The organism is Microcoleus sp. BROC3 (assembly GCF_036702515.1).
GTDB lineage: Bacteria > Cyanobacteriota > Cyanobacteriia > Cyanobacteriales > Microcoleaceae > Microcoleus.
On the sequence record NZ_JAUBTQ010000023.1, the window covers coordinates 66,866 to 88,058 of the forward strand.

The 21,193-nt window shown below is 44.8% G+C and carries 20 protein-coding genes; 6 read left to right on the forward strand and 14 right to left on the reverse strand.

Going from position 1 to position 21,193, the window contains the following annotated elements:
- Nucleotides 1-9: 9 nt before the first annotated feature.
- Nucleotides 10-1,140 (forward strand): Rpn family recombination-promoting nuclease/putative transposase, encoded by a 1,131-nt coding sequence (locus QUB30_RS16405; RefSeq protein WP_333335050.1) that lies wholly within the window; start codon nucleotides 10-12, stop codon nucleotides 1,138-1,140.
- Between the two features lie 174 nt (nucleotides 1,141-1,314).
- Here the strand turns inward: QUB30_RS16405 and QUB30_RS16410 are convergent, their stop codons facing one another.
- The 7 genes from QUB30_RS16410 to QUB30_RS16440 all read right to left on the reverse strand — a co-directional run bounded on the left by QUB30_RS16410 (nucleotide 1,315) and on the right by QUB30_RS16440 (nucleotide 6,587).
- Nucleotides 1,315-1,602: an NfeD family protein gene (locus QUB30_RS16410; RefSeq protein WP_332952483.1), complete on the reverse strand. Its 288-nt coding sequence runs from the start codon at nucleotides 1,600-1,602 to the stop codon at nucleotides 1,315-1,317.
- Between the two features lie 112 nt (nucleotides 1,603-1,714).
- The gene (locus QUB30_RS16415; RefSeq protein ID WP_333335054.1) at nucleotides 1,715-2,002 is read right to left on the reverse strand and encodes an NfeD family protein; all 288 of its coding nucleotides are present in this window, start codon (nucleotides 2,000-2,002) and stop codon (nucleotides 1,715-1,717) included.
- A gap of 48 nt (nucleotides 2,003-2,050) precedes the next feature.
- Nucleotides 2,051-2,239: a hypothetical protein gene (locus QUB30_RS16420; RefSeq protein WP_333335057.1), complete on the reverse strand. Its 189-nt coding sequence runs from the start codon at nucleotides 2,237-2,239 to the stop codon at nucleotides 2,051-2,053.
- 836 nt (nucleotides 2,240-3,075) lie between these two features.
- Nucleotides 3,076-3,546, reverse strand: a complete 471-nt coding sequence (locus QUB30_RS16425; RefSeq protein WP_333335060.1) for a GNAT family N-acetyltransferase — start codon at nucleotides 3,544-3,546, stop codon at nucleotides 3,076-3,078.
- Between the two features lie 68 nt (nucleotides 3,547-3,614).
- Nucleotides 3,615-4,256 carry a type I restriction endonuclease gene (locus QUB30_RS16430; RefSeq protein ID WP_333335062.1) on the reverse strand — a complete coding sequence of 214 codons (642 nt, stop codon included), beginning with the start codon at nucleotides 4,254-4,256 and terminating at the stop codon, nucleotides 3,615-3,617.
- A gap of 43 nt (nucleotides 4,257-4,299) precedes the next feature.
- On the reverse strand, nucleotides 4,300-5,349 hold the full coding sequence (locus QUB30_RS16435) for a DUF1611 domain-containing protein (RefSeq protein ID WP_333335065.1): 1,050 nt from the start codon (nucleotides 5,347-5,349) through the stop codon (nucleotides 4,300-4,302).
- A 158-nt stretch (nucleotides 5,350-5,507) separates the two neighbouring features.
- Entirely contained in the window at nucleotides 5,508-6,587 is a 1,080-nt protein-coding gene (locus tag QUB30_RS16440; protein WP_333335067.1) for a dipeptide epimerase, read from the reverse strand.
- Nucleotides 6,588-6,708: 121 nt separating this feature from the next.
- Here QUB30_RS16440 and QUB30_RS16445 point away from each other — a divergent pair, with 121 nt between their 5' ends.
- Entirely contained in the window at nucleotides 6,709-7,422 is a 714-nt protein-coding gene (locus QUB30_RS16445; RefSeq protein ID WP_333335070.1) for a hypothetical protein, read from the forward strand.
- A 48-nt stretch (nucleotides 7,423-7,470) separates the two neighbouring features.
- Complete coding sequence (locus QUB30_RS16450; protein ID WP_333335073.1) at nucleotides 7,471-7,917, forward strand: NADAR family protein; 447 nt, start codon at nucleotides 7,471-7,473, stop codon at nucleotides 7,915-7,917.
- Nucleotides 7,918-8,370: 453 nt separating this feature from the next.
- Here the strand turns inward: QUB30_RS16450 and QUB30_RS16455 are convergent, their stop codons facing one another.
- Both QUB30_RS16455 and QUB30_RS16460 read right to left on the reverse strand, forming a co-directional pair.
- Nucleotides 8,371-9,075 carry a hypothetical protein gene (locus QUB30_RS16455; protein ID WP_333335075.1) on the reverse strand — a complete coding sequence of 235 codons (705 nt, stop codon included), beginning with the start codon at nucleotides 9,073-9,075 and terminating at the stop codon, nucleotides 8,371-8,373.
- 195 nt (nucleotides 9,076-9,270) lie between these two features.
- Nucleotides 9,271-9,477, reverse strand: coding sequence for a hypothetical protein (locus tag QUB30_RS16460; protein WP_333335078.1), 207 nt, complete (start codon nucleotides 9,475-9,477; stop codon nucleotides 9,271-9,273).
- Between the two features lie 379 nt (nucleotides 9,478-9,856).
- Between QUB30_RS16460 and QUB30_RS16465 the strand changes: the two genes are divergently transcribed.
- From QUB30_RS16465 to QUB30_RS16475, 3 genes are all read left to right on the forward strand, one after another.
- Nucleotides 9,857-12,811: a tetratricopeptide repeat protein gene (locus tag QUB30_RS16465; RefSeq protein WP_333335081.1), complete on the forward strand. Its 2,955-nt coding sequence runs from the start codon at nucleotides 9,857-9,859 to the stop codon at nucleotides 12,809-12,811.
- A gap of 164 nt (nucleotides 12,812-12,975) precedes the next feature.
- Nucleotides 12,976-13,629 carry a Uma2 family endonuclease gene (locus tag QUB30_RS16470; RefSeq protein ID WP_333335083.1) on the forward strand — a complete coding sequence of 218 codons (654 nt, stop codon included), beginning with the start codon at nucleotides 12,976-12,978 and terminating at the stop codon, nucleotides 13,627-13,629.
- A gap of 115 nt (nucleotides 13,630-13,744) precedes the next feature.
- Nucleotides 13,745-15,193, forward strand: coding sequence for a 16S rRNA (cytosine(967)-C(5))-methyltransferase (locus tag QUB30_RS16475; RefSeq protein WP_333335086.1), 1,449 nt, complete (start codon nucleotides 13,745-13,747; stop codon nucleotides 15,191-15,193).
- A gap of 23 nt (nucleotides 15,194-15,216) precedes the next feature.
- Here the strand turns inward: QUB30_RS16475 and QUB30_RS16480 are convergent, their stop codons facing one another.
- The 5 genes from QUB30_RS16480 to QUB30_RS16500 all read right to left on the reverse strand — a co-directional run bounded on the left by QUB30_RS16480 (nucleotide 15,217) and on the right by QUB30_RS16500 (nucleotide 21,145).
- The gene (locus QUB30_RS16480) at nucleotides 15,217-17,832 is read right to left on the reverse strand and encodes a PBP1A family penicillin-binding protein (RefSeq protein WP_333335088.1); all 2,616 of its coding nucleotides are present in this window, start codon (nucleotides 17,830-17,832) and stop codon (nucleotides 15,217-15,219) included.
- Nucleotides 17,833-18,085: 253 nt separating this feature from the next.
- Nucleotides 18,086-19,096 carry a chlorophyll synthase ChlG gene (gene chlG, locus QUB30_RS16485; RefSeq protein ID WP_333335091.1) on the reverse strand — a complete coding sequence of 337 codons (1,011 nt, stop codon included), beginning with the start codon at nucleotides 19,094-19,096 and terminating at the stop codon, nucleotides 18,086-18,088.
- 616 nt (nucleotides 19,097-19,712) lie between these two features.
- On the reverse strand, nucleotides 19,713-19,853 hold the full coding sequence (locus tag QUB30_RS16490; protein ID WP_333335095.1) for a DUF29 family protein: 141 nt from the start codon (nucleotides 19,851-19,853) through the stop codon (nucleotides 19,713-19,715).
- Between the two features lie 26 nt (nucleotides 19,854-19,879).
- Complete coding sequence (locus tag QUB30_RS16495) at nucleotides 19,880-20,617, reverse strand: helix-hairpin-helix domain-containing protein (RefSeq protein ID WP_333335099.1); 738 nt, start codon at nucleotides 20,615-20,617, stop codon at nucleotides 19,880-19,882.
- A 180-nt stretch (nucleotides 20,618-20,797) separates the two neighbouring features.
- Nucleotides 20,798-21,145 (reverse strand): NINE protein, encoded by a 348-nt coding sequence (locus QUB30_RS16500; RefSeq protein WP_333035309.1) that lies wholly within the window; start codon nucleotides 21,143-21,145, stop codon nucleotides 20,798-20,800.
- Nucleotides 21,146-21,193: the final 48 nt, after the last annotated feature.

Genomic DNA, 21,193 nt, shown 5'->3' on the forward strand with positions numbered 1-21,193 from the left:
CGACAACTCATGAAAACAGACACCATTTTCTACAGCCTGTTTCAGGAATTCCCCAGCTTCTTCTTTGAACTGATCGATCGCCCTCCAGACGAAGCCACCGCCTACGAATTCACCTCCCGCGAAATCAAACAACTCGCATTCCGCATCGACGGGTTATTTCTCCCCAAAACCGAAGAACCTGAAAAACCATTTTACTTGGCTGAAGTTCAGTTTCAACCCGATGCCGACTTGTACTACCGCATCTTCGGCGAACTCTTTCTCTACCTGCGACAATACAAACCGGTCAATCCTTGGCGCGTGGTTGTCATTTATCCCAATCGCCACATCGAACACGAACAGATGCTGCAATTTCAGGAACTCTTAACCAGTCAGCGCGTCCAACGGATTTACCTCGATGAATTGCCAGAAGCCGCAGATCGATCGCTCGGAGTGAAAGTTGTTAAACTGGTAATTGAGCCAGCAGAGACAGCGGCAGAACAAGCACGGCAGTCGATCGCAATGGCCAGACAACAGTTGTCCGATCCAACCGTTCTACGCGATTTAATTAACCTCATCGAAACAATTATCGTCTACAAACTCCCCCAGAAAAGCCGCGAGGAAATTGCCGCCATGTTGAATTTAAGCGAACTCAGACAAACTCGATTTTACCAGGAAGTCAAGCAAGAAGGTTTAGAAGAAGGACTCGAACAAGGTCAGCGGCAGGCGAAGTTAGAAGCCATTCGTCGGATGATAGCGTTTGGAATGAATTTAGAGACGATCGCGCAATTATTAGATTTGTCTCTCGAATTTGTTCGGCAAACAATTAACAAAATCCAACGGGAATCGATGTCACTCCCCGAACAAAATATCGACTCGTTTATCGAACTATTAACTCAGCAGCGATCGCTCTTCTCGGCCGAACAATTAACCCAACTAGCCCAGCTAATCGAACCCTTATCCGATGAGATCGATGTCCTTTCAGAAGCGATTTCATCCTGGGCTGAAAATTACCCTTCTATTCAGGAAGCTCAAGCCAAACTGCTCGAACCACTACCGCCGGCTAAGGCATCAGAAAAAGCAGCAGTCACCCGAGAAACTAGCGAATCTCAACTCCGCGAGCGCCTCAACAAACAAGCTATCAAAAATGCCATTTTATTGTAGCGCGATCGGCCATATTTCTACTGGCAAATAAACAGAGGCAGATATTGCTGTCTTGCGTCAGGTGTTGAGTCGAAGCGATCGCCAAATTGCCACTAAAAAACAGAATAGTCAGAACCCCGACTTCTTGAATAAGTCGGGGTTCTGACATTAAAAAAGGTGAGATTACTTTCTAGTTTAGTCTGCAGGAGCCAGGGAAACTAACAGAGTGATGTTGTCAACGCCGATGACATAAACCGTGTCTCCCGGTGTGAGGGTGATTTGGCGATCGCACCGTGCGGGCCACCAGCTACCTTGGAAGCGGACGCGACCTGTTTGATTCGGGTAAATCGATTCATCGACGACTGCTTCTTCGTTGAAATAGTTAAAATTCGTGTTGATGTAGTTATCCATTAAGATATTCTTTTCTGTGCTGTAGGTGTGAGTAGAAAAAATAGAACCGAAAGCTTTTACTACGTTGAACATTTTCCTGACTCCTTTTGTGTTAATATATATCGAAGTTTAATCGCCTATTTATGCTCTTTGAAAAGTAGCATTTCCTGGTTGAACTTGATTAGCAGGTCGTTCATGCTCTGATTTAGTCTGCGGGAGCGAGAGAAACTAAGAGAGTGATGTTGTCAACGCCGATGACATAAACCGTGTCTCCAGGTGTGAGGGTGATTTGGCGATCGCACCGTGCGGGCCACCAGCTACCTTGGAAGCGGACGCGACCTGTTTGATTCGGGCAAATCGATTCATCGACGACAGCTTCTTCGTTGAAGTAGTGGAAATTCGTGTTGACGTAATTTCTGATGAGCATATTGTTAGCTGTGCTGTATCCTTGGGTGGAGAAAATCGAGCCGAAAGCTTTTACTACGTTGAACATGATATTTACTCCTGTTGTGCTAAAATATATGGATGTGTAATTGTCTGTTTATGCTATTTGAGAGGCTGCATTTCCTCGGTTAAGATTGATTTCTTGCCCTGATATTTCATTGTTCTTGCCTGCCGTCGTTCTATCGGGATAAAAGGCAAAGAAATTTTGAAAGGTTGAAGGGATTTGAGAAGCGGTTGCGGGGAGTATAAAACCAGTAATTCCGAGGTATTGAATTAAGGATTTCATGGTTGAGCAGTTGGTGGGATTTGCCTCACGGGTAGATGTTGTTAGCTACATTAGAGATTTTCTGATTCCGCATTACTGCTGCTGTGAAAATGTTTTATTTTTGGGTTGAATTTTTGGGTTTAGCTTTTTGATTGGTTTGTGACTCACTTGCTTTACACTTACTAATTTGCCAGGAGTCGAATATCTTTGGGGCGATCGCCAGTCCACTTTCCGGGTTTGGTACTGGCACAGGACACTTTTCCACCTGCCAGCAACGATTTTGCAAAGGTTTTTGCCTACCGATCGCGCTTGTAGCTGTGCCAATTTAGCCAACTGGACTACCGCGAACGGTGAACTCTGAACTTACGCAGTCTCGATCGCCCAATCCGGAATATCCATACATATCTAGTCCGTGACTTACGCACTAAACGGCTAAAAACCCAGTTTGTGACACCCTGTGCGCCATTAGGGACCCGTAAGCGGATCTATGATATAAGCAAGTAAACTGGGCAACTCACCCGCCCTCCCGATGCGATGTTGATTTGTACCTACCTACTTAGGCATAGAACATAGGCGATCGAGACTGATATCAAATCCGGTAGCATCGTCGGGCGTAAAATCCAGTCAACAGTCAACCACGGACGGTGCAAGCGAAATTGCTCTAATTAATCTGCGTTAATCTGTGTTAATCTGCCCTCATCTGCGGTAAAAAAAAGAGAATTTCTCGAACCGCAGATGACAAGGGATTGACGCTGATTCACGCAGATATCGATCGCCTCCTGTAATCGCAATTATCGAACTCGTCGAACTTAAAATCAATTCATAAATTCAGAATCTTAAATTCATAAAAGTCATAATTATAGAAAACTTTTTTGATACTGCATAATTGTTACAGGAATTCTGAATAAAGTTTTAGCTAACTGAGACAAGCCGAATTTTAATTTAAGCGACTGCGGCAATTCTTGCCATGCAGCTTCTACGAAACCAAAGCGAGTATAAAATGATGCGAGTCGCTTTCCCAAACATTCTAAATATAGCGGTTCTGTAGCTTGTTGAATTAAATATTTTGCGAGGTAAGTTCCCAAACCTCGATCGCGCCAATCTTTCGCCACCACCAAACTGCCCAATTCTTGCGCGCCCGCAAAGTTCCGCAACTGTCCGCAAGCTACCAAATCCCCGCTGCATTCTATCACCCAGAATTGCTCCCAGCGCAACTGAGTTGGATCGAGTTTGGCCCTCCACACTAACATTCTAATTGACCTCATATCTTGAGGACAGGCCGGGCGGATGGCGCATTCAGACGGCAACGAAAAAAAACTTTCATTCATTATGATTCCATAAAATGAGCTTTAGTCAATTTATTGTTATTTTCCGAGTCGAGTTCCATATAGTGTATTTAAGTATAACTGCTGCAACTGGAAATTATACCCGCTAGTCGCTTCAAAATGCGAAAGACTTCGTAAAGTTCGTTTCCGGGATTCGCAATATCGAAAAGTTTAGACACGGCATACTGCGGTGTGCCTTGTTTGGTCACTTTGATAAATCGAAAGCTGCTGCCATTTGTCAGAAGCCCAAATGTTACTTGTTTTGGACTGGGGTCATTCAGCATATAAAATAGTAACTGAGGAAGTCCAGCTTCAACGGAATATTGCGCTCGCTTGGCTTCGATCGCCACTACCCAAAAAGATTGCAGCAATAGCAGGACATCAATGCTGCCCCTGACAATTGTATCTTCATCTTCAATGGTCAGTTCGACTGATTTTTCTGTTTCTATGTGAAAGGGATTCAAGTATAAATCTGCTAAAAATAGCAAGGGAGCCAGTACCACCATTTTTACGGTATCTTCTATCATGGGGTAGTCGGCACTGTTAGCATAGCCAGCCTTTACTTTGTCTAAATATCGCTTTTCTTCATCAGTAATTTCAGGTAAATCGTCAACCCACTCCCGGAAGAATTGCTCCTCTTCTGCAAGTTGGCACTTAAATTTTGTTTTGACATCGCGCAGTGTCAGTGTTTTTGCTTGAATGCTTTGTGTCATAGTTTTATGTAACTATTTGCTGGTTGGTGTTAATTGTAGCATATCAACTGTCGATCGCCTCCAACAAAACCTCCGCGCCAAACCTTACCGCATCGGTACAAGGCAAGCCCGTTTCTGCTTGAACTTCAGCTATTGCTAACAGCGCTTCTGCCTCATTTAAGTGATGAGTGTTGAGGGCGATCGCGCTCACTTTTCCCCCAGAAAAAGCACCCGCAGCAGCGGCTACCATTTCATACAGTTCGACAACTTTTGATAACCTGGGAATCGATACGTGCGGGTGATTGCGAATGTTAGTTTGTCCGGCTCGGTGCGCTAAAATTAAGTGAGTTGGCTGCGCACCTCGCAACAGCGGCAGAGTCGCCGTCGAACCCGGATGCAATAGCGAACCTTGCCCTTCTACGTGCAGAATATCGCATTCAGAACCCAATTTTATCACCATTTGTTCGACAGCACCAGCCGCGAAATCAACTCGCACTGCATCCAAAGGAATACCTTCATTTCCGATCATTAAACCCGTTTGACCGGTTGCCAAAAATTTGGAACGCAAACCCCGCTGTAAGCAAATGCGATTGAGTTCTAAACTGGTTGACATTTTGCCAATGCTCATATCTGTGCCGACAGTTAACACGCGGCGGCAGCTTAATTTAGCAGCAGCAGCAGAGGCGATCGCACCGACAGATTTCGGTTCCTGACGCACGTCCCAAATCCATTGATTTTCGGTTAACGGAACTGTTATCAAAGGTGCAAGTTTCGCGTGCAAACCGTTGACAACTGACAAACCTGCTGCTACCGCTTGATTAATTTCTGGCAGCCATTCCGCAGGCAAAACACCACCGGAAGGAGCGATACCAATTAACAGAATATCCGGCGCAAATTGCAGTGCTTCTGCAACGGAAGCAACTATCGGTACTTGTTGAGGAAGGCGAGTTAATTCAGGTAAAGATTGTCCGGCACATTGGCGGTCTATTACTGCTACAATTTGTGCTTCGCTGTAGCGCAAAAATGCTAAACCTGTTTTGCCGGAAGAACCGAGAATTCCCTCGTGGAACAAGATAGCAACTTTGCCATTTTTGATGGGATAGTTTTTAGTCATTGGTTCATGGTAAGTAAATGAAACTTAAAAATACATCAGCCCGGTACGCCGTGAGTGAAGCTGTATCTTTCGCGAGCCGAAGGAAAACAATTGCAAAGGTTATGATAGCTTGATATTCTGTTACATGGTAAAGTTTATTTGCGCCGACCTACTTACTTCTATTCTCCAATCTCAACTCGCCGCACTCCCAATCCCGATCGCTCGTTTGGGAGCAAACACCCATTTTCGACGATCGCACCGGTGAAAGGATCGTCTAATAAATTTAAGTGACTGTCCAAATCCAAATAGTCAGCTAGCGGTGAAAGTTGTGCTGCTGCTGTATTTGCGATCGCGCTATCTGAATAGCAGCCGAACATTACTTGCAAATTGCAGGCTTTTGCTGTGTGAATCATCCGCATTGCTTCGGTCAATCCGCCTGACTTCATCATTTTGATATTGATGCCGTGGACGCAGTGCGCTAACTTGGGTATATCGGAACTATTAAAGCAACTTTCATCAGCAAAAATTGGCAGCGGCGATTGACGGTACAGTTCTGAAAATTCATCCATATCTGCGAGGGGGGAAAGCGGCTGTTCGACATAATTTATCTGGTATTTTTCCAGCCAGTGACACATCTTTGCTGCATCTTTTAAACTCCAACCGCCGTTAGCATCTACACTGATTTTAAGGTTAGCTGGTGCTTCATCTAGCACTGCTAATAACATAGCTTTGTCGGCTTCGATTCCTGCAGGATTTCCTAATTTAACCTTAACGGCGCGGTATTTGATGCTTCCTGGATCGGTCGCATCTTTACCAAACCAATCGCGCACTCTTTCTCTTGCACCAGACGGCGAATTAATGCCGATTGTGACGGAGGTGGGGACGATGCGCGATCGATCTAATCCCCACATTTTCCACAGCGGCAAGCCTGCTTTTTTGCCCAGCCAGTCGTGCATTGCCATGTCTATGCCAGCGCGGGCGGCTGAGGGTAAGTTGACCTCTGTTAATACTTGGGCGATTTTTTGGCGATCGAAGGGAGTAAACTTTTCTAGCAGCGGTGCAACTTCCTGCAATGCGGCTAGCAGAATTTCGGTAGTTTGGGGCCGAGAACCTGTGGAAAACGGCGAAGCTTCTCCCCAGCCTTCGATGCCTTCGTGTTCTAGCTTCACCCATAAATTGGTACTTTGGGCTGTTGTACCGCGGCTGATGGTAAGGGCAAACCGCTTGCGGACAGTGAAAGTTTCAATTTGAACGTGCATTGTCAGGGATTGGTGATTTTTTGTAGATAAAAATCCGAGGGGGCGGATTGCGCCGCTCTTGCGATTTGTAACTTTTTACTTTATAGTTTGATTTTGCTTGTTCTAGTTTATCAAAAACTTGATGAAGTTCATTATTTCTGTTTCGCCGAAGAGAGTTGCTTTCTCTCTCAGCATTTGGGTGCTCTTCTTTGCTCTTGCTGGTTGCATCGTACAAGTTCTGCGCTACGGTTTTAACTATAAACAACGCTGGATTAGTTTGTTTAACTTAGACACAGAAATAAATTATCCTTCGTGGTACTCGTCATTTACTTTGCTGTTTTGCGCGATTTTGCTAGGTATTATTGCTAGTGCTAAGAAGAAGCAGGGCGATCGGTATTTTGGACACTGGAAAACGCTGGCGTTCATGTTTGTACTTTTTTCTGTAGATGAAATATTGAGTTTGCACGAAATATTAATTATTAACGACTTGCGAAAAGCACTGGATTTAGGGGGAATTTTTTACTTCATTTGGGTAATTCCGGGGGCGATTTTTGTTGCGGTTACTGCGCTGGCTTATCTCAAGTTTCTCCTGCACCTACCCCGGAAAACAAGGGACTTTTTTCTACTGGCAGGCACTATATATGTCGGTGGAGCACTTGGCATGGAAATGGTTTGCGGCTATTATGCAGATGCGGTAGGTCAGCGAAAATTGATATACGGTTTGCTGGCTTCTGTTGAGGAAATTTTGGAAATGGTAGGGGTGATCGTATTCATCTACGCCCTGCTGTCTTACATCGGTTCCTATCTTGAAAGTATTGATCTGCGGTTGAAGATAGTGGAGAATCAAGAGAGGTAAAGCTGACGATAGACCAAGGTAATTCAAGCGGTTGAAATCGAAGACATTATGGCTATTTACTTCTACACCAGTGGCAGCGATTACGGCTGTTTTTCTAATTTTTCCAGTCATGGATTCGAGTTAGACGGAGAATATTGGCCAACTGCTGAGCATTATTTTCAAGCACAAAAGTTTCCCGCAACGGCTGACTGCGACCAAATTCGCCAAGCAAAAATGCCGAAAGATGCAGCAAAAATGGGACGAGATCGATCTCGTCCCCTCCGCAAAGATTGGGAAGAAGTAAAAGATGATATCATGGGAAAAGCCGTACTTCGCAAATTTGAAACTCATGCCGAAATTAGAGAAATTTTACTAGCTACTGGCGATGAGGAAATAGTCGAAAATTCTCCTAGCGATTACTATTGGGGTTGCGGAAAAGATGGCAGCGGCAAAAATATGTTGGGACAGATTTTAATGAAAGTAAGGGAAGTATTGCGAAAACGCACGTCAGAGTAAAACAGAACTTAAATTTCCCAAACTAAAGCAGGACTTATTTAATCCTAAGTCCTGCAATGCTCCTAAGCGAGCATTTCCTCAATTTTCTTAAACACTGAACATAAAAATCGGTCTGAGCAACTGTCAAAACCTGTGTCAATCTCGTCAGGCTGTTCTAGTAGAGGGTTTCGCCTCTCCTCAAAGACTGCGAAGCAGGGGAAACGGTAAAAACCCTGCACCACTTTTTTTGTTTTAACAACTACTCTTAACCGGAATTAGCTTTGAGCGTCGCAAGTACAGCATTATTAACCAGTCGCCTCCCGGACACCGTTCTCCTAAGGTTGGCGATTCACAGGTAAAACAGCAAAACACCTGTTCTGGTTAAAGTTTGTTTTTTATTTATGCTGTATCTTTCTATTGTGTGCGATTTGTGGAAAGTGTTAGCTGTTGTACAGAATTCTTTACATTTTTGATTTACTTGCATAACATCGCGCCACTCAGTCGCAGTTGCTGTTGAATTCGGTTAAATTCTTTCTGTTCTTCGCTTAGCAAAGTATTGTCGATCGGCAATCGCATATCCCACTGCAATTCTGACAATAATAACAAACAGCCGGCCATAATTATGCCTGTGGTTAGATATTGCCAAGGTGCAACTAATGTTAATAGAGGGATGCTAAATAAATGAGTTAGTCCAATCAGGATAAAAGTGCGCGAGCGCAAACCGAGTCCCGTACAAAAATAGCCGATCGCGCTCAACCCCAACCACAAATCGCAAAGGTGCAGCAGCAAACCTCCCCAACCGGCAAAAATACTGCAATCCGTCAGCACCAAACCAGTTATCATCAAAATCGCCCAAGAGTAAAGAATCCAGCTAACTCGCTCGACTCTTACCCAAAACAAAGTCAAAACCGCCATTGCCGCAGTGCCAATTATAGTCAAAGTTGACCACAGAATCGCCTGAAAGCCCCAACTGATGGGGACAAACTGAGCCGTAAAAAAAATCCCCGCCGTCACCAAACCCCAAAGCAGAAAAGTTTGGTCGATGCGGGTATAAAATCCTGAGAAAAGAGTAAAATTTCCAATTTGCCAGCGGAGTCGCAACAGGCCTTCGAGGTCTTGTACGTCGAGATGTTCCTGTTTGCTGCGGATTAGGGGTTCGGAGGCGTTGAAAAAGGTCATCCAAAGTTGGGGAAAGTATGAAGTTTTGTGTATTGTAACAAGTCTTAAGGAATATTTTTGAGATTTTTTCTTGTTCCCCGGCTCAGCCTGGGGACGTAGATTTGGAGGCTCTGTCTCCCCCTAGTCTAAGACTTGGGAGGCAGAGCCTCTGGAGATCGGTTCCCCGGCTCTGCCTGGGAACCAGGAAACGCGTGATTATTTGCGTTTTTTGTTCAGGGTTTTGGTCAACTCAGTAATCGAGTTGAGCAAAGTTTGGGAAAAGTAAGCCATTGCAATAATCACGGCTACTGCAACTCCTCCGTACATCAGTAAAGGCATGAAACCTCCAGTTTCAGGCGGTGTTGCCGAATCAGTTGGAGCCGTAGAAACCAGAATGACTTGGTTGGTGCTAAAATCAGACATATAAACTCCTTGGTCTGTACAAAGACCGTAAAAATGGGAACTTGACGAGCGTTTCTGGTGGCAGCCAGTCGCTCTGAAAAAAACAAGCGATCGAAAGCGTCTCTAGTAAAAGCTAGGGGCGCTTGTTTGCTTGTTAAGCAGTCTAACACTGCTTGAAAAAATGTACAATAAAATTGACGTATATTATTTAAACCTATGGTAAATTAGACGTATAAGTTTTAAAAGCCTTGTCTAACAAGCATTTTCTCCTTCCCGGCTCTGCCTGGGGAAGCTGATCCGGAGGCTCTGCCTCCTGTTTTCCTCCGCAACCGACGAGGCAGAGCCCCTAGATATCGGTTCTTAGGCACAGCCTGGGAACCAGTTAAACCCAATAGATATTATGAAAAATACATTTATCTCTCGATTTACTCCTAGCTTGATGTCACCAGAAACCCTGGAAGCTATCTTAGTACAGCGTCACGCACTGGCAGAACGTTTAGTAGAGCTAATTCGGGTGAGCGCCCTAACAGATAACAAGCATTTTCAACTACTAATTGGACCGCGCGGCATTGGCAAAACGCACTTGGTTTCACTGATTTATCATCGCGTTGTTAAGATGGAAGATTTGCGGGATAAATTGCTAATTGCGTGGCTGCAGGAAGAGGAATGGGGGATTGCGTCTTTTTTGGATTTATTGCGGGGAATATTCCGGGCACTTGCTAAAGAATATGAGCCAGAATATAAAGCTGAGTTACATGATGATGTTGAAAAGCTTTATGATTTGTCGCCCGAGCAAGCTGAATTTAAGGCGGCAGAATTGCTGAGAAACTTTGTTGGCAAGCGGGTGCTATTGTTGATTGTCGAAAATTTAGAGGACGTGTTTAGCGGCTTGGGGGATTTCGGGCAGAAGCAGTTGAGGGGGTATATTCAAAATTATTCATTTTTGACAATTTTGGCAACATCACAAAGTTTGTTTGATGGAGTCAAGCTCTCTAATAATCCTTTTTATGATTTTTTTGATTTACATGAATTAGATGAGTTTAAGCTCGATGATGCTGTAGCTTTATTAAATCATATTGCCAACTTAGAAGGGAATAGTGATTTAGCATCTTTTATTCAAAGTCCAACAGGGCGCGATCGCATTAAAGTTGTGCATTACCTTTCTGGTGGCAGTCCTCGCGTCTACATTGTTTTTTCGGCTTTTCTGATGACTCCTGAATCCCTCGATAAATTGGTAGAACCGTTCATGGAAATGCTGGACAGCCTCACGCCCTACTATCAGGATCGGATGAAATATCTTTCAAATCAGCAGCGAAAGATTGTTGATTTTTTGTGCGGTCGAGGTGGTGCCGCACCAGTCAAAGAAATTGCTAAACGCTGTTTTATTGAGCAGCGAACTGTATCTAGCCAACTTAAAGATTTGCGAGATAAGGGTTATGTAAAAACTGAGGATATAGGACGGGAATCGTGGTATGAATTGCGGGAACCCTTGATGCGTTTTTGTCTGGAGGTAAAGAAGCAGCGAAATAAACCGATTCGATTAATTGTGGATTTTATTCGGGTTTGGTATACGCGGAAAGAATTGCAGCAGCGATTGGGATTGAGGATGGCGGATGTTGATTTGGTGGAGAAAGAAAGTCATTTTATGTATCGGCAAGGTTTGAAACCGATTCCACCTGATGCTGTGATGGAACGAGAATATTATACGCGGGCGCTTGAGGCTATTGAGAGAAATGAGGAAGACCCGCGTCTGAAGGCTTATTTTGATGAAATTGAATATTGTATTGAACAGAAAGACTATGTTTCGGCTTTAGCATATGCGGAAAAATTGGTAGCAAGTCGCGGCGAGGCAAGGGATTGGGTAGAAAAGGGACGCTGTTTAAATAGCCTGGAACGCTACGATGAAGCATTAGAATGTTTAGATAAGGGTATTGAAAGTGACTCCAATTATGCGAGGGCTTGGGCGAATCGAGGCGATGTACTCGAAAGTCTTAAACGCTATGATGAAGCCTTAGAATCCTTTGATCGGGCGAGCGAACTTGACGAGGATGATCCGTGGCATTGGGCTAAGCGAGGTTATCTACTCAACAACCTTAAACACTATGAAGAAGCCTTAGAATCCTTTGATCGGGCGATCGAACTTGACGAGGATGATCCGTGGGATTGGGCTAGCAGAGGCGATGTACTCGACAACCTTAAACGCTATGAAGAAGCTTTAGAATCTTACGATAGGGCGCTCGAACTAGATGCCAATTATCAGTGGGCTTGGCGTATGCGAGGTGATGTACTCAACAACCTCGAACGCTATGAAGAAGCCTTAGTATCTTACGATTGGGCGATCGAACTTGACGAGAATGATCCGTGGGCTTGGACTAATCGAGGCGATGTACTCAACAACCTCGAACGCTATGAAGAAGCCTTAGTATCTTACGATCGGGCGCTCAAACTTGATGCCAATAATAAGTTTGCTTGGTTTCTTCGAGGTCTTTTACTCAATGACCTCGAACGCTATGAAGAAGCCTTAGTATCTTACGATCGGGCGCTCAAACTTGATGCCAATAATAAGTTTGCTTGGAGGTGGCGAAGCTATGTACTCAACAACCTCAAACGCTATGAAGAAGCCTTAGTATCTTACGATCGGGCGCTCAAACTTAATGCCAACGATCAGTGGGCTTGGGTTAACCGAGGCAATGTACTCTACAACCTTAAACGCTATGAAGAAGCCTTAGTATCTTACGATCGGGCGCTCGAACTTGACAGCAATTATGAGTGGGCTTGGTTTAGCCGAGGCTGGACGCTGGATAATCTCGGCCGCTATGAAGAAGCTTTAATATCTTGCGACAAAGTGATCGAACTGGGTTCTCAACATTCATCTGTCTTCTTCAACCGTGCCATTGCTATTCTCGGATTGAATCGCTGGGATGAAGGCATCGCCGCCTTAGACGACGCATTCCAACGCCTAGAACCAGGCGATGAAGCTGAGGCAGATGATGCCAAGTTAATTATCAACAACCTGTTCGCAAACACGCCCGATAAAGCGATATCTAAAACTCGCATCACCAGCTTAATTGCAGTTTACGAAAAACACGAATATCTCTCAATATTAGGACAGGGAATTGTGCGAAACATCCCCGTGCTAATGTCAGAAATGGTAAGCCACAAAGCCGCACGCAGTTGGTTAGAAGTGTGGCAAGAACTAACCAGCAACTACGACGAACAATTCAAAATTCCCATCCGACTGCTGGATGCGGCTGTCTGCTATAAGGAAACAAAGGGCGACAGACGAGTTTTGCTAAAACTTGCCATAGAAGAACGCAATTTATTAGAACCATTGGTGTCAACCAAACCAGAATAAGTAAAACAGGACTTACGCACTCCGACAAAGAAACCGGGTTTTTTACCTAATCTTCGAGTACGAACGAAGTAATTTCGTAAAAAAAACAGGTTTCTGGGCTCCCTGCGTAAGTCCTATAAAATAGGTATAAAATAGAAATTGATGCTAGCAATGGAGTCATCCCCATGACAACAACAATTCCCTCTCAAACTTTGCCAGAAATCATCTACCCAGACAGCGACGGAAAACCCATGTCTGACAATACCAAACAGTTTCAATTAATAGTAAAACTTCAAGGTGGAATAGATGCCTTATTCAAAGACAACGAAAATGTCTTTGTAGCAGGTGATTTGCTGTGGTATCCCGTCGAAGGAGATAACAAAACTCGCCAAGCACCTGATACTATGGTAGTCTTTGGCAGACCCAAAGGTGACAGAGGTTCCTACCAACAGTGGCTTGAAGATAATATTGCGCCGCAAGTTGTCTTTGAAATCATCTCGCCGGAAAACCGACTGGGAGAAATATTTAAGCTTTTTAAGTTTTACGATAATTATGGAGTTGAAGAATGTTATTTCTATGATTTAAAGGATAATGAGTTAATGGGTTGGGTGCGAAGTGACGGAAAACTCAACTATATTGAATCAATGGAGGGTTGGGTAAGTCCGCGTTTGGAGATCCGTTTTGAAACTGCATCGGGAGACTTGGAAATTTATCGTCCCGACGGACTGAAGTTTCTGTCTTATGTGGAGTTGTCGAGACAAATGGAACAAACGCAACAAAAAGCCGATAGCCTTTCAGAAAAACTCCGAGAAATGGGCATAAATCCAGAGGACATTTGAGATTATAATAGTCCTCGAATCACGGGCGATCGGAAAATGGGTTTTTCACCAAATCTGCGGGCTGTAACGCGTCTTATCGTAAAAAACCCGGTTTCTAGACCCCCATATCTTAATTATGCAAAATCCCCGCCAAATAGCCTTTCTCGCACTCCGCGAAGTCCACCGCCGAGGTGCATTCGCAGATGCCGCACTCGATCGCGCTTTCAGCAATTCTCAACTCAACGACCTCGATCGGCGTTTAGTCACAGAATTAGTTTACGGTAGCGTCAGGAGAATGCGATCGATCGACTTCATCATCGACAAACTAGCAACAAAGAAATCCTCCCAACAACCGCCGGAACTCCGCACCATCCTACATTTAGGCTTATATCAACTCGAATATCTCAACCAGATTCCCCCCTCCGCCGCCGTCAATACCACCGTTCAATTAGCAAAAGAAAACGGATTTTCAGGACTCAGCAGTTTTGTCAACGGTTTGTTGCGAGAATATACCCGTTTAACCCCCCCAACCCCCCCTTACCAAGGGGGGGCTAAGAGTCTTCCTAATTGCCCTGAGGAAGCAGAGACTAAAACGACCTCTAACTCCCCCCCTTACCAAGGGGGGGCTGGGGGGGGTTTGAATTCCCTAAAATTACCCGAAAACCCAGTCCAACGCCTAGGAATTATCCACAGTTTCCCCGACTGGCTAATAGAATTGTGGATCGAACAAATAGGGGAAACCGAAACGGAACAACTCTGTGAATGGTTCAACCAATCCCCCACAATTGACCTGAGAATCAATCCCTTAAAAAGCTCGATCGCCCAAATCGAAGCTGCCTTCAAAACTCACAACATTTCAACTAGCAGAATCCCCAACTTGCCCCAAGCATTAAGACTAAATGGCACCATCGGCGCAATTCAAAACCTCCCCGGATACAGCGAAGGTTGGTGGACAATCCAAGACAGCAGCGCTCAATTAGTCACCCATTTACTAGGGCCCCAGCCAGGGGAAACTATCATCGACGCCTGCGCCGCGCCGGGGGGAAAAACCACCCACAGCGCCGAATTAATGCAGGATGAAGGCACAATTTATGCCTGCGACAAAACCGCCAGCAGACTCAAAAAACTTAAAGAAAATGCCGATCGACTCCAGATGAAATCCATTAAAATTCATACCGGAGACAGCCGCCATTTCCCAGAGTTTGTTAACCTCGCAGACAGAGTTTTACTTGACGCACCTTGTTCCGGCCTCGGAACCCTCCACCGCCGCGCCGACGCCCGCTGGCGACACACGCCCGAAAACATTCAAACACAATCCCAATTGCAATCGGAATTGCTAGCAAATGCAGCGACATTTGTCAAGTCCGGCGGCGTATTAGTTTATGCAACTTGTACAATTCATCCCTTGGAAAATGAACAAGTTATTCGATCGTTTTTAGACAGCAATCCTCACTGGCAAATAGAACCGCCAACAATTGATTTACCCGTACAGCCTTCACCGGAAGGATGGGTGAAAGTGTGGCCGCACAGACATCACATGGACGGTTTTTTTATGGTAAGGCTAAAGCAATTGAAAAAGGAGTAAAGTCCTTACTCCAAACCGATAGTTTAATATCCCGGTTCTTGATAAGCAGGTTCTTGATAAGCAGGTTCTTGATAAGCAGGCTCTTGATAAGCAGGCTCTTGATAGGCCGGCTCTTCGTAAGCAGGTTCTTGATAAGCAGGCTCTTGCGGTGGGTAATACTTCGGTTCAGGATGAGGATTGTAAGGTACGATCGCACCATCCTCATTCACAATCATCCCCCGAATAATCCTCTTAGGCTCCACCGGTTTTGCCTTAATACTGCCTTTTCGGCCCTCCAACTCCGGCAACTTTGGAAACTTCTCAACCGGCATTCCCTTAACAGCTTGACTCATAAAATCGCGCCAATTGTAGGCCGCCGTACCGCTAGTTCCCCAGGTGGGATAATTGTCATCATTCCCCAGCCAAATGCCAGTCACCACCTGCGGAATGTAACCAATAAACCACAAATCCCGCACGTTTTCCGAAGTACCAGTTTTGCCCGCTACAGCGCGATCGTTTAAAGCAGCAGGCCCCCCCGTACCGTCTTGCACAACGCCCTCCAACATCCAAGTAGTAATCGCAGCACTATCCTTATCCAAAACCCGCTTCGGTTTAAAATTAGCCTGATAAATCACATCTCCCCGCTGATTAATCACCCGCTTAATTCCGTGGGCCTCAATAAAATTACCTTGCGATGCTAGTGTACCGTAAGCATTGGTTAACTCCAGCAAATTTACCTCCGAAGAACCCAAAGCCAGGGAATAAATCGGACTCAATTTAGACTTAATTCCCATATCGCGGGCTAATTTTATCGTGGGTTCAAACCCGACATCCATCAACACCTTCACAGCTACGACATTCACCGAACGCGTCAAAGCATCAGAGATCGATCGCCAACCGCTAAATTTTTTGCCATAATTATTCGGTTGATAGCCGTCGATAATAATTGGTTCGTCTTCGTAACCGTCATAGGGAGAAAAACCAGCCGCCATCGCTGTGGCATAAACCAACCCTTTAAACGTCGATCCGGGCTGCCGCAAAGCCTGCGTAGCACGATTAAACTGACTTTCCTTAAAATTCCCGCCGCCCACCAGGGCCTTAACTTCCCCAGTTTTAGTGTCCATAGAAACTAAAGCCGCCTGTTCAAAACCCTGACGGCGGCCATCAACTTCGATCGCATTTTTAACAACCTCTTCCGCTATTTTCTGCCACTTCAAATTCACTGTCGTCTCAACAGTCAAACCGCCAGCTTCCATAGCATCCTTAGAAACATAGCGCGGCAATTCCTTCCGAATGTAACTAGCAAAATAAGGCGCGACTACTTTAAATCGCTTCGGCGCACTTGGTTTAACTGCAATAGGTTCCGCCATCGCCTCCTTCGCCTGAGCCTCTGTAATTACCTTCGCTTCCTGCATTTGTTGCAGCACAAGATTGCGGCGTTGCTTAGCAATATTCGGATTAACCAAAGGCGAATATTCGCTCGGTGCCGGCGGCAAACCCGCCAAAGTTGCCATTTCTGCCAATGTTAATTTATCGACTGTTTTGCTAAAGAAAACCCAAGCCGCATCTGCCACACCGTAAGCATCCGAACCCAAATAAACTAGATTTAAATACCGTTCTAAAACTTGGTCTTTACTCAACTCTCGCTCTATTTTCTGAGCTAAAAGAGCTTCCCGGACTTTCCGCTTAATACTTCTTTCCTGATTGAGAAAAACAACGCGAGCCAATTGTTGCGTAATTGTACTGCCACCCTGCACTAAATCTCTTTCTATCAGATTAGAAACTATGGAGCGCACAATACCTTGATAATCCACCCCGCGATGTTTGTAAAAACGGCGGTCTTCTATGGCAATAAAAGCTTTAACCAACTGTTCGGGAATTTCTTTAAGTTTCAGTTTATCTCTAGTTGCAGGCCCCGACTGCAACAAAATCGTATTATCTGCTGCCTTAATTGTCAGCGTTCCGTCGCGGTTAAACGCTGACAAATCGTTAACATCCGGCAAACCTTTGTCTAAGGTGTACAAAATCCATAAACAGTAGATTAAAGCGCCCCCGCCTATACTGACCACACCTAAACGTATCCAAAATTTAGGGGAACGGGAGATCCGTTTTTTAGTATTTTCTTGCGGTGCGGTACTGTCCTGCGGTGCGCTATTTTCCTGTTGTTCCGTATGTCTCTGCAATTCGGTGTTCTGCGGTGCGCTATTTTCCGGCAATTCGCTACTATCCGATTTTTTGGGTGATTTAGTTCCCAGCAGACTTAATCCCGGCCGCAACAATTCTTTTCCCTTGGTTTGCAAGCTGGTAACTTGAGGTTCAATTTCCAACCAAGCAATTAAGCGCTTCAACCCTTCCCACTCGCGCTTGACTATTGGATATCGAGCGTATTCTGAGTCTAAATATTCTGACTCTAAATATTCTGAGTCTAAATATTCTGACTCTTCTAGAGGTGCAGCATCTTCTGATACCACATACTCGGATCGCTCATCCCTTGTCCGTGTATAAAATTCCGCCTCCGATTCCGGCGAGTGGAGCTTATTGCCCTTCGCAGCCTTCGGCGGTTCTCGATCGGAATTACCGCTTATTGCGTTAGTGACTTTGCTCAATTTATCTTTAATATTTGAGAAAAATTCTGCCACGTTCAGACCTTCAAACCTCATCAAGTCCGATTAAAAATTAAAAATTTAAAAAGCCAGCTTTCTTCAATTTTTAATTTTTAATTCGACATTTTTTCTTCACTAACACGCTGCCTTGAATTAGATTTTTTGAATTAAAAATCCTTTAATTCACCGCTCACAATTCAAAACTTTTCTTAACCCTGCGGAGTTTGGTATTTTTTTTTGAATTGAATTAGATTTTTTGAATTAAAAACTCTTTAACTCAAACCTCACAACTCAAAGCTTACAACTCTGCTTAACTCGCATGACCGAGTGCCAAGGCTGCTACCAGCATACCCAAAACGAGGAAAGGCTGAGCACTTGCCTGATATTTAACATCATTTTCCAGGGGATTGCGCAAAAAGTACATATCCTGAAAAGTGATTTGGGGAATTATCAGCAGCAGGAGAATTACCGCATAAAGGTTTTGGTGGATACTGATCAGGTAGCCTGCAATCCCCGCTTGAAATATGTCGATCGTCAACACGCAAATCCAAGCTGCGGTGCCGATGCCAAACATCACTGGCAAAGATTTTAACCCTAATTGCCGATCGCCTTCAACACTTTTGAAATCGTTGACGATCGCAATTCCCAGCCCTGCCAAACTGTAAAACAGGGTCAAAATCATAATGGTCGGATCTAGTGTACCAAACAAAGCTTGACCAGCCCACCAAGGCAGGGCAATGTAACTAGCACCCAGAGCATAATTTCCCAACCAGCCATTCTGCTTGAGTTTCAGCGGTGGCGCCGAGTAGATGTAAGCTAAAAACACGCCGACGAGAGTCAAAACAGTCATTGTGGGGAATTCATGACCCGCCCACAAGTCTAGAGCATAAGCCACCGCAAAGCCTGCGGCTAATAATACCAAAATTTGCGTTACTACTTGGGGAATCGAGATCATCCCGGAGGGAATCGGACGGTAGGGCTCGTTAATGGCGTCGATGTCGCGATCGTAAAAATCGTTCAAAGTTTGAGTGTACCCGGTCAGCAACGGCCCTGACATCAACATACAAGCTGCTGCGATTAAGAAATTCTCTAGGTTCCAAACATAGTTTCCAGAAGACGCCGCCCCGCAAACCACGCCCCAAATTAAGGGAATCCAGGTAATCGGTTTCATCAGTTGCAGGCGAATTTTCCAGATGGATTTTTCCCCGCTAGCGGCCCCTTTCATGCCCAACAGTTGCCTAGTTTTGGCAGTGCGGTTTTCGGTAGCAGCACTTTCCGGTGCGGCTTCTGGAGAGATTTGGGATGGAGGAGAGTCAGACATAAGTTTGATGTTAGCGGTACTGCTACGATTGTGTCGTTCTGGGTTTCAATAATAATTCTGATAGGATACCACTGATATTTAAGGCATCGTCTTGAAAACTTGCCCTGGCTTGGAGTTGATGCTAGGGGGGCAATACGGATTTTACCAAGGCATCTTAATATCATTATGATGTAAATGTCAAGAGTAGAGATACTTGTTTTAATAATTTCGCTGGGGCCCGCCTGCTGAGGGAGATTTTTGCCAGCAGTTGCATTCAATGTCAATTACCAGGAGGCGATCGAGTTTTTTGCCCTGCTGCCTTTGAATCATCTCATCTGGCCCAAACCGGCGGCAGAAACTCAATATGTCTTCTACAGGACTTACGCAACTGGCACAATTAGTAAGGTGCCCCGGAACCGGAAACCCTCGATCATCATTTCTTAACTTCGTCTGACGCACCCTACAATTCGATTGGAGTGTGACACGCTTGCCTGATATCGTTCCCGGTGGAACTCCTTATGATACAGAGGAAACGGCAGTGCCCTTGGACTGCCCGGATTAATTGTAGTCCAAGGGCACTGCCGTTTCCTGGCTGTGGGTAATATTAATTCCGATGCTACCGGATTTGAGATTAGTCCTATTCTATTTCTGCAATCAGATTTTCCCAGTAGATGTTTGAATAGTCGCGAACCCGCAACTTTTCCACCGTCGTTTCCATCCATCTCAGGTAATCTGTCTCATACAATTTTTGTCCGTCAACTTCTAATTTTGTTGTCATAAGCTATTCGTGCTAACAACTGCAAATTAACAAATATGGCGGTAGGAATCAAAAGGCAGTCCCGTCCGTCGCTTGACTTCGACAACTGATTTGTAAGCGCCTTTTCTCTGCCTTTCTCTAACTATTTTTTCCGCAACATATCGATCTAAACCGCTGGCGATTAACTCTTCCGGCGAAAGAATATTTAACCGTTTCCAAGTAAACTGCGATTCTTTTTGATAATTGTAGCTGAAGCAAATCATCGGGGCGATTCGTCTGACGTGACTTTCGGGAACTCCGGCTATTTGTGATAACTCTTCGGCGTAGGTAAAAATGTAGCCTTCGTTTTGCAAAGATTCAATATCGTTAGCGTAGACGATCGGCAAACCCAAGATTCTGACCATATCGTCTTTGGTACACTCGTTAATATCTATTTTGCCGCGCACGTTTGCCAGTTCTTCGGCATTCGTCGCACTCGCCGGAACCAGTAAACCTCTGGGTGCGGTTTTGATCAGATAGCGCTTTTTCAAACTAAAAGCAGTGACAATTTGAGCAATCCACACGATCGTACCCAAATTAGCTGAAGAAGATACCGCTAGTGCTGCTAAAGTAATGCCAACACCCCATCCCATCCAACTACGAATATTTGACTTTTGGCCTGCATAGGCGATCGCCAATCCGCCGAAGTAGGGAATAAAAGAATACCACACCCAGTTTGGAGTTTGACGCAGCCAGTATAAATCTTGAGACACTTTAATTTTATCCTTAAATAGCTGTGATCTCACACTTACTTATTTCACTCCCACTTTTTAATAGTGGGCTTTCTTCTTCCTTCTTCCGACGGACATCGGACTGACATCCGTTACATCCGTTACATCCGAAGAAAGCTAATCCGTTGCCGAACTTCCTTCTTCCTTCTATCCTTTACATCCGTTACAAAATCCGTTGCCGAACTTCCTTCTTAATTACAATTCTCGCAGCAATTTTTGGCGTTTTTCTTCATATTCTTCGGCGGTAATTGCGCCCATATCGTAAAGTTTTTTCAATTCGCCGATCGCCCCGGTTACATCTTTTGCCGCTCGGAGGACATACCCAGATGGCAACGTGCCGCCATTGTACTGAACCTGAAAAGCTTGTTCCGACATCAGCAGCAGCCCGAGAAAATCGAAAAACGCGATCACGAACGGAATTAATGTCCCAGAAAATAGCAAGTATAATACCCCTGCTAAGTTATTGCCCAAATAAAATTTGTGAATTCCGAAACCTCCTACAAAGAAAGCTAACAGAACTGCTACGGTTTTATCTTTTACCATTTTTACTTTCCCCAGTTTTTTATTTTAACTTCCGCCATTGACTTTGAA

Bases quoted from the DNA above. Each gene is read 5' to 3' on its own strand.
- QUB30_RS16405 (WP_333335050.1), top strand. From the start codon at position 10: ATGAAAACAGACACCATTTTCTACAGCCTGTTTCAGGAATTCCCCAGC.
- QUB30_RS16410 (WP_332952483.1), bottom strand. From the start codon at position 1,602: ATGTTCAACGTAGTAAAAGCTTTCGGTTCTATTTTTTCTACTCACACC.
- QUB30_RS16415 (WP_333335054.1), bottom strand. From the start codon at position 2,002: ATGTTCAACGTAGTAAAAGCTTTCGGCTCGATTTTCTCCACCCAAGGA.
- QUB30_RS16420 (WP_333335057.1), bottom strand. From the start codon at position 2,239: ATGAAATCCTTAATTCAATACCTCGGAATTACTGGTTTTATACTCCCC.
- QUB30_RS16425 (WP_333335060.1), bottom strand. From the start codon at position 3,546: ATGAATGAAAGTTTTTTTTCGTTGCCGTCTGAATGCGCCATCCGCCCG.
- QUB30_RS16430 (WP_333335062.1), bottom strand. From the start codon at position 4,256: ATGACACAAAGCATTCAAGCAAAAACACTGACACTGCGCGATGTCAAA.
- QUB30_RS16435 (WP_333335065.1), bottom strand. From the start codon at position 5,349: ATGACTAAAAACTATCCCATCAAAAATGGCAAAGTTGCTATCTTGTTC.
- QUB30_RS16440 (WP_333335067.1), bottom strand. From the start codon at position 6,587: ATGCACGTTCAAATTGAAACTTTCACTGTCCGCAAGCGGTTTGCCCTT.
- QUB30_RS16445 (WP_333335070.1), top strand. From the start codon at position 6,709: ATGAAGTTCATTATTTCTGTTTCGCCGAAGAGAGTTGCTTTCTCTCTC.
- QUB30_RS16450 (WP_333335073.1), top strand. From the start codon at position 7,471: ATGGCTATTTACTTCTACACCAGTGGCAGCGATTACGGCTGTTTTTCT.
- QUB30_RS16455 (WP_333335075.1), bottom strand. From the start codon at position 9,075: ATGACCTTTTTCAACGCCTCCGAACCCCTAATCCGCAGCAAACAGGAA.
- QUB30_RS16460 (WP_333335078.1), bottom strand. From the start codon at position 9,477: ATGTCTGATTTTAGCACCAACCAAGTCATTCTGGTTTCTACGGCTCCA.
- QUB30_RS16465 (WP_333335081.1), top strand. From the start codon at position 9,857: ATGAAAAATACATTTATCTCTCGATTTACTCCTAGCTTGATGTCACCA.
- QUB30_RS16470 (WP_333335083.1), top strand. From the start codon at position 12,976: ATGACAACAACAATTCCCTCTCAAACTTTGCCAGAAATCATCTACCCA.
- QUB30_RS16475 (WP_333335086.1), top strand. From the start codon at position 13,745: ATGCAAAATCCCCGCCAAATAGCCTTTCTCGCACTCCGCGAAGTCCAC.
- QUB30_RS16480 (WP_333335088.1), bottom strand. From the start codon at position 17,832: ATGAGGTTTGAAGGTCTGAACGTGGCAGAATTTTTCTCAAATATTAAA.
- chlG (WP_333335091.1), bottom strand. From the start codon at position 19,096: ATGTCTGACTCTCCTCCATCCCAAATCTCTCCAGAAGCCGCACCGGAA.
- QUB30_RS16490 (WP_333335095.1), bottom strand. From the start codon at position 19,853: ATGACAACAAAATTAGAAGTTGACGGACAAAAATTGTATGAGACAGAT.
- QUB30_RS16500 (WP_333035309.1), bottom strand. From the start codon at position 21,145: ATGGTAAAAGATAAAACCGTAGCAGTTCTGTTAGCTTTCTTTGTAGGA.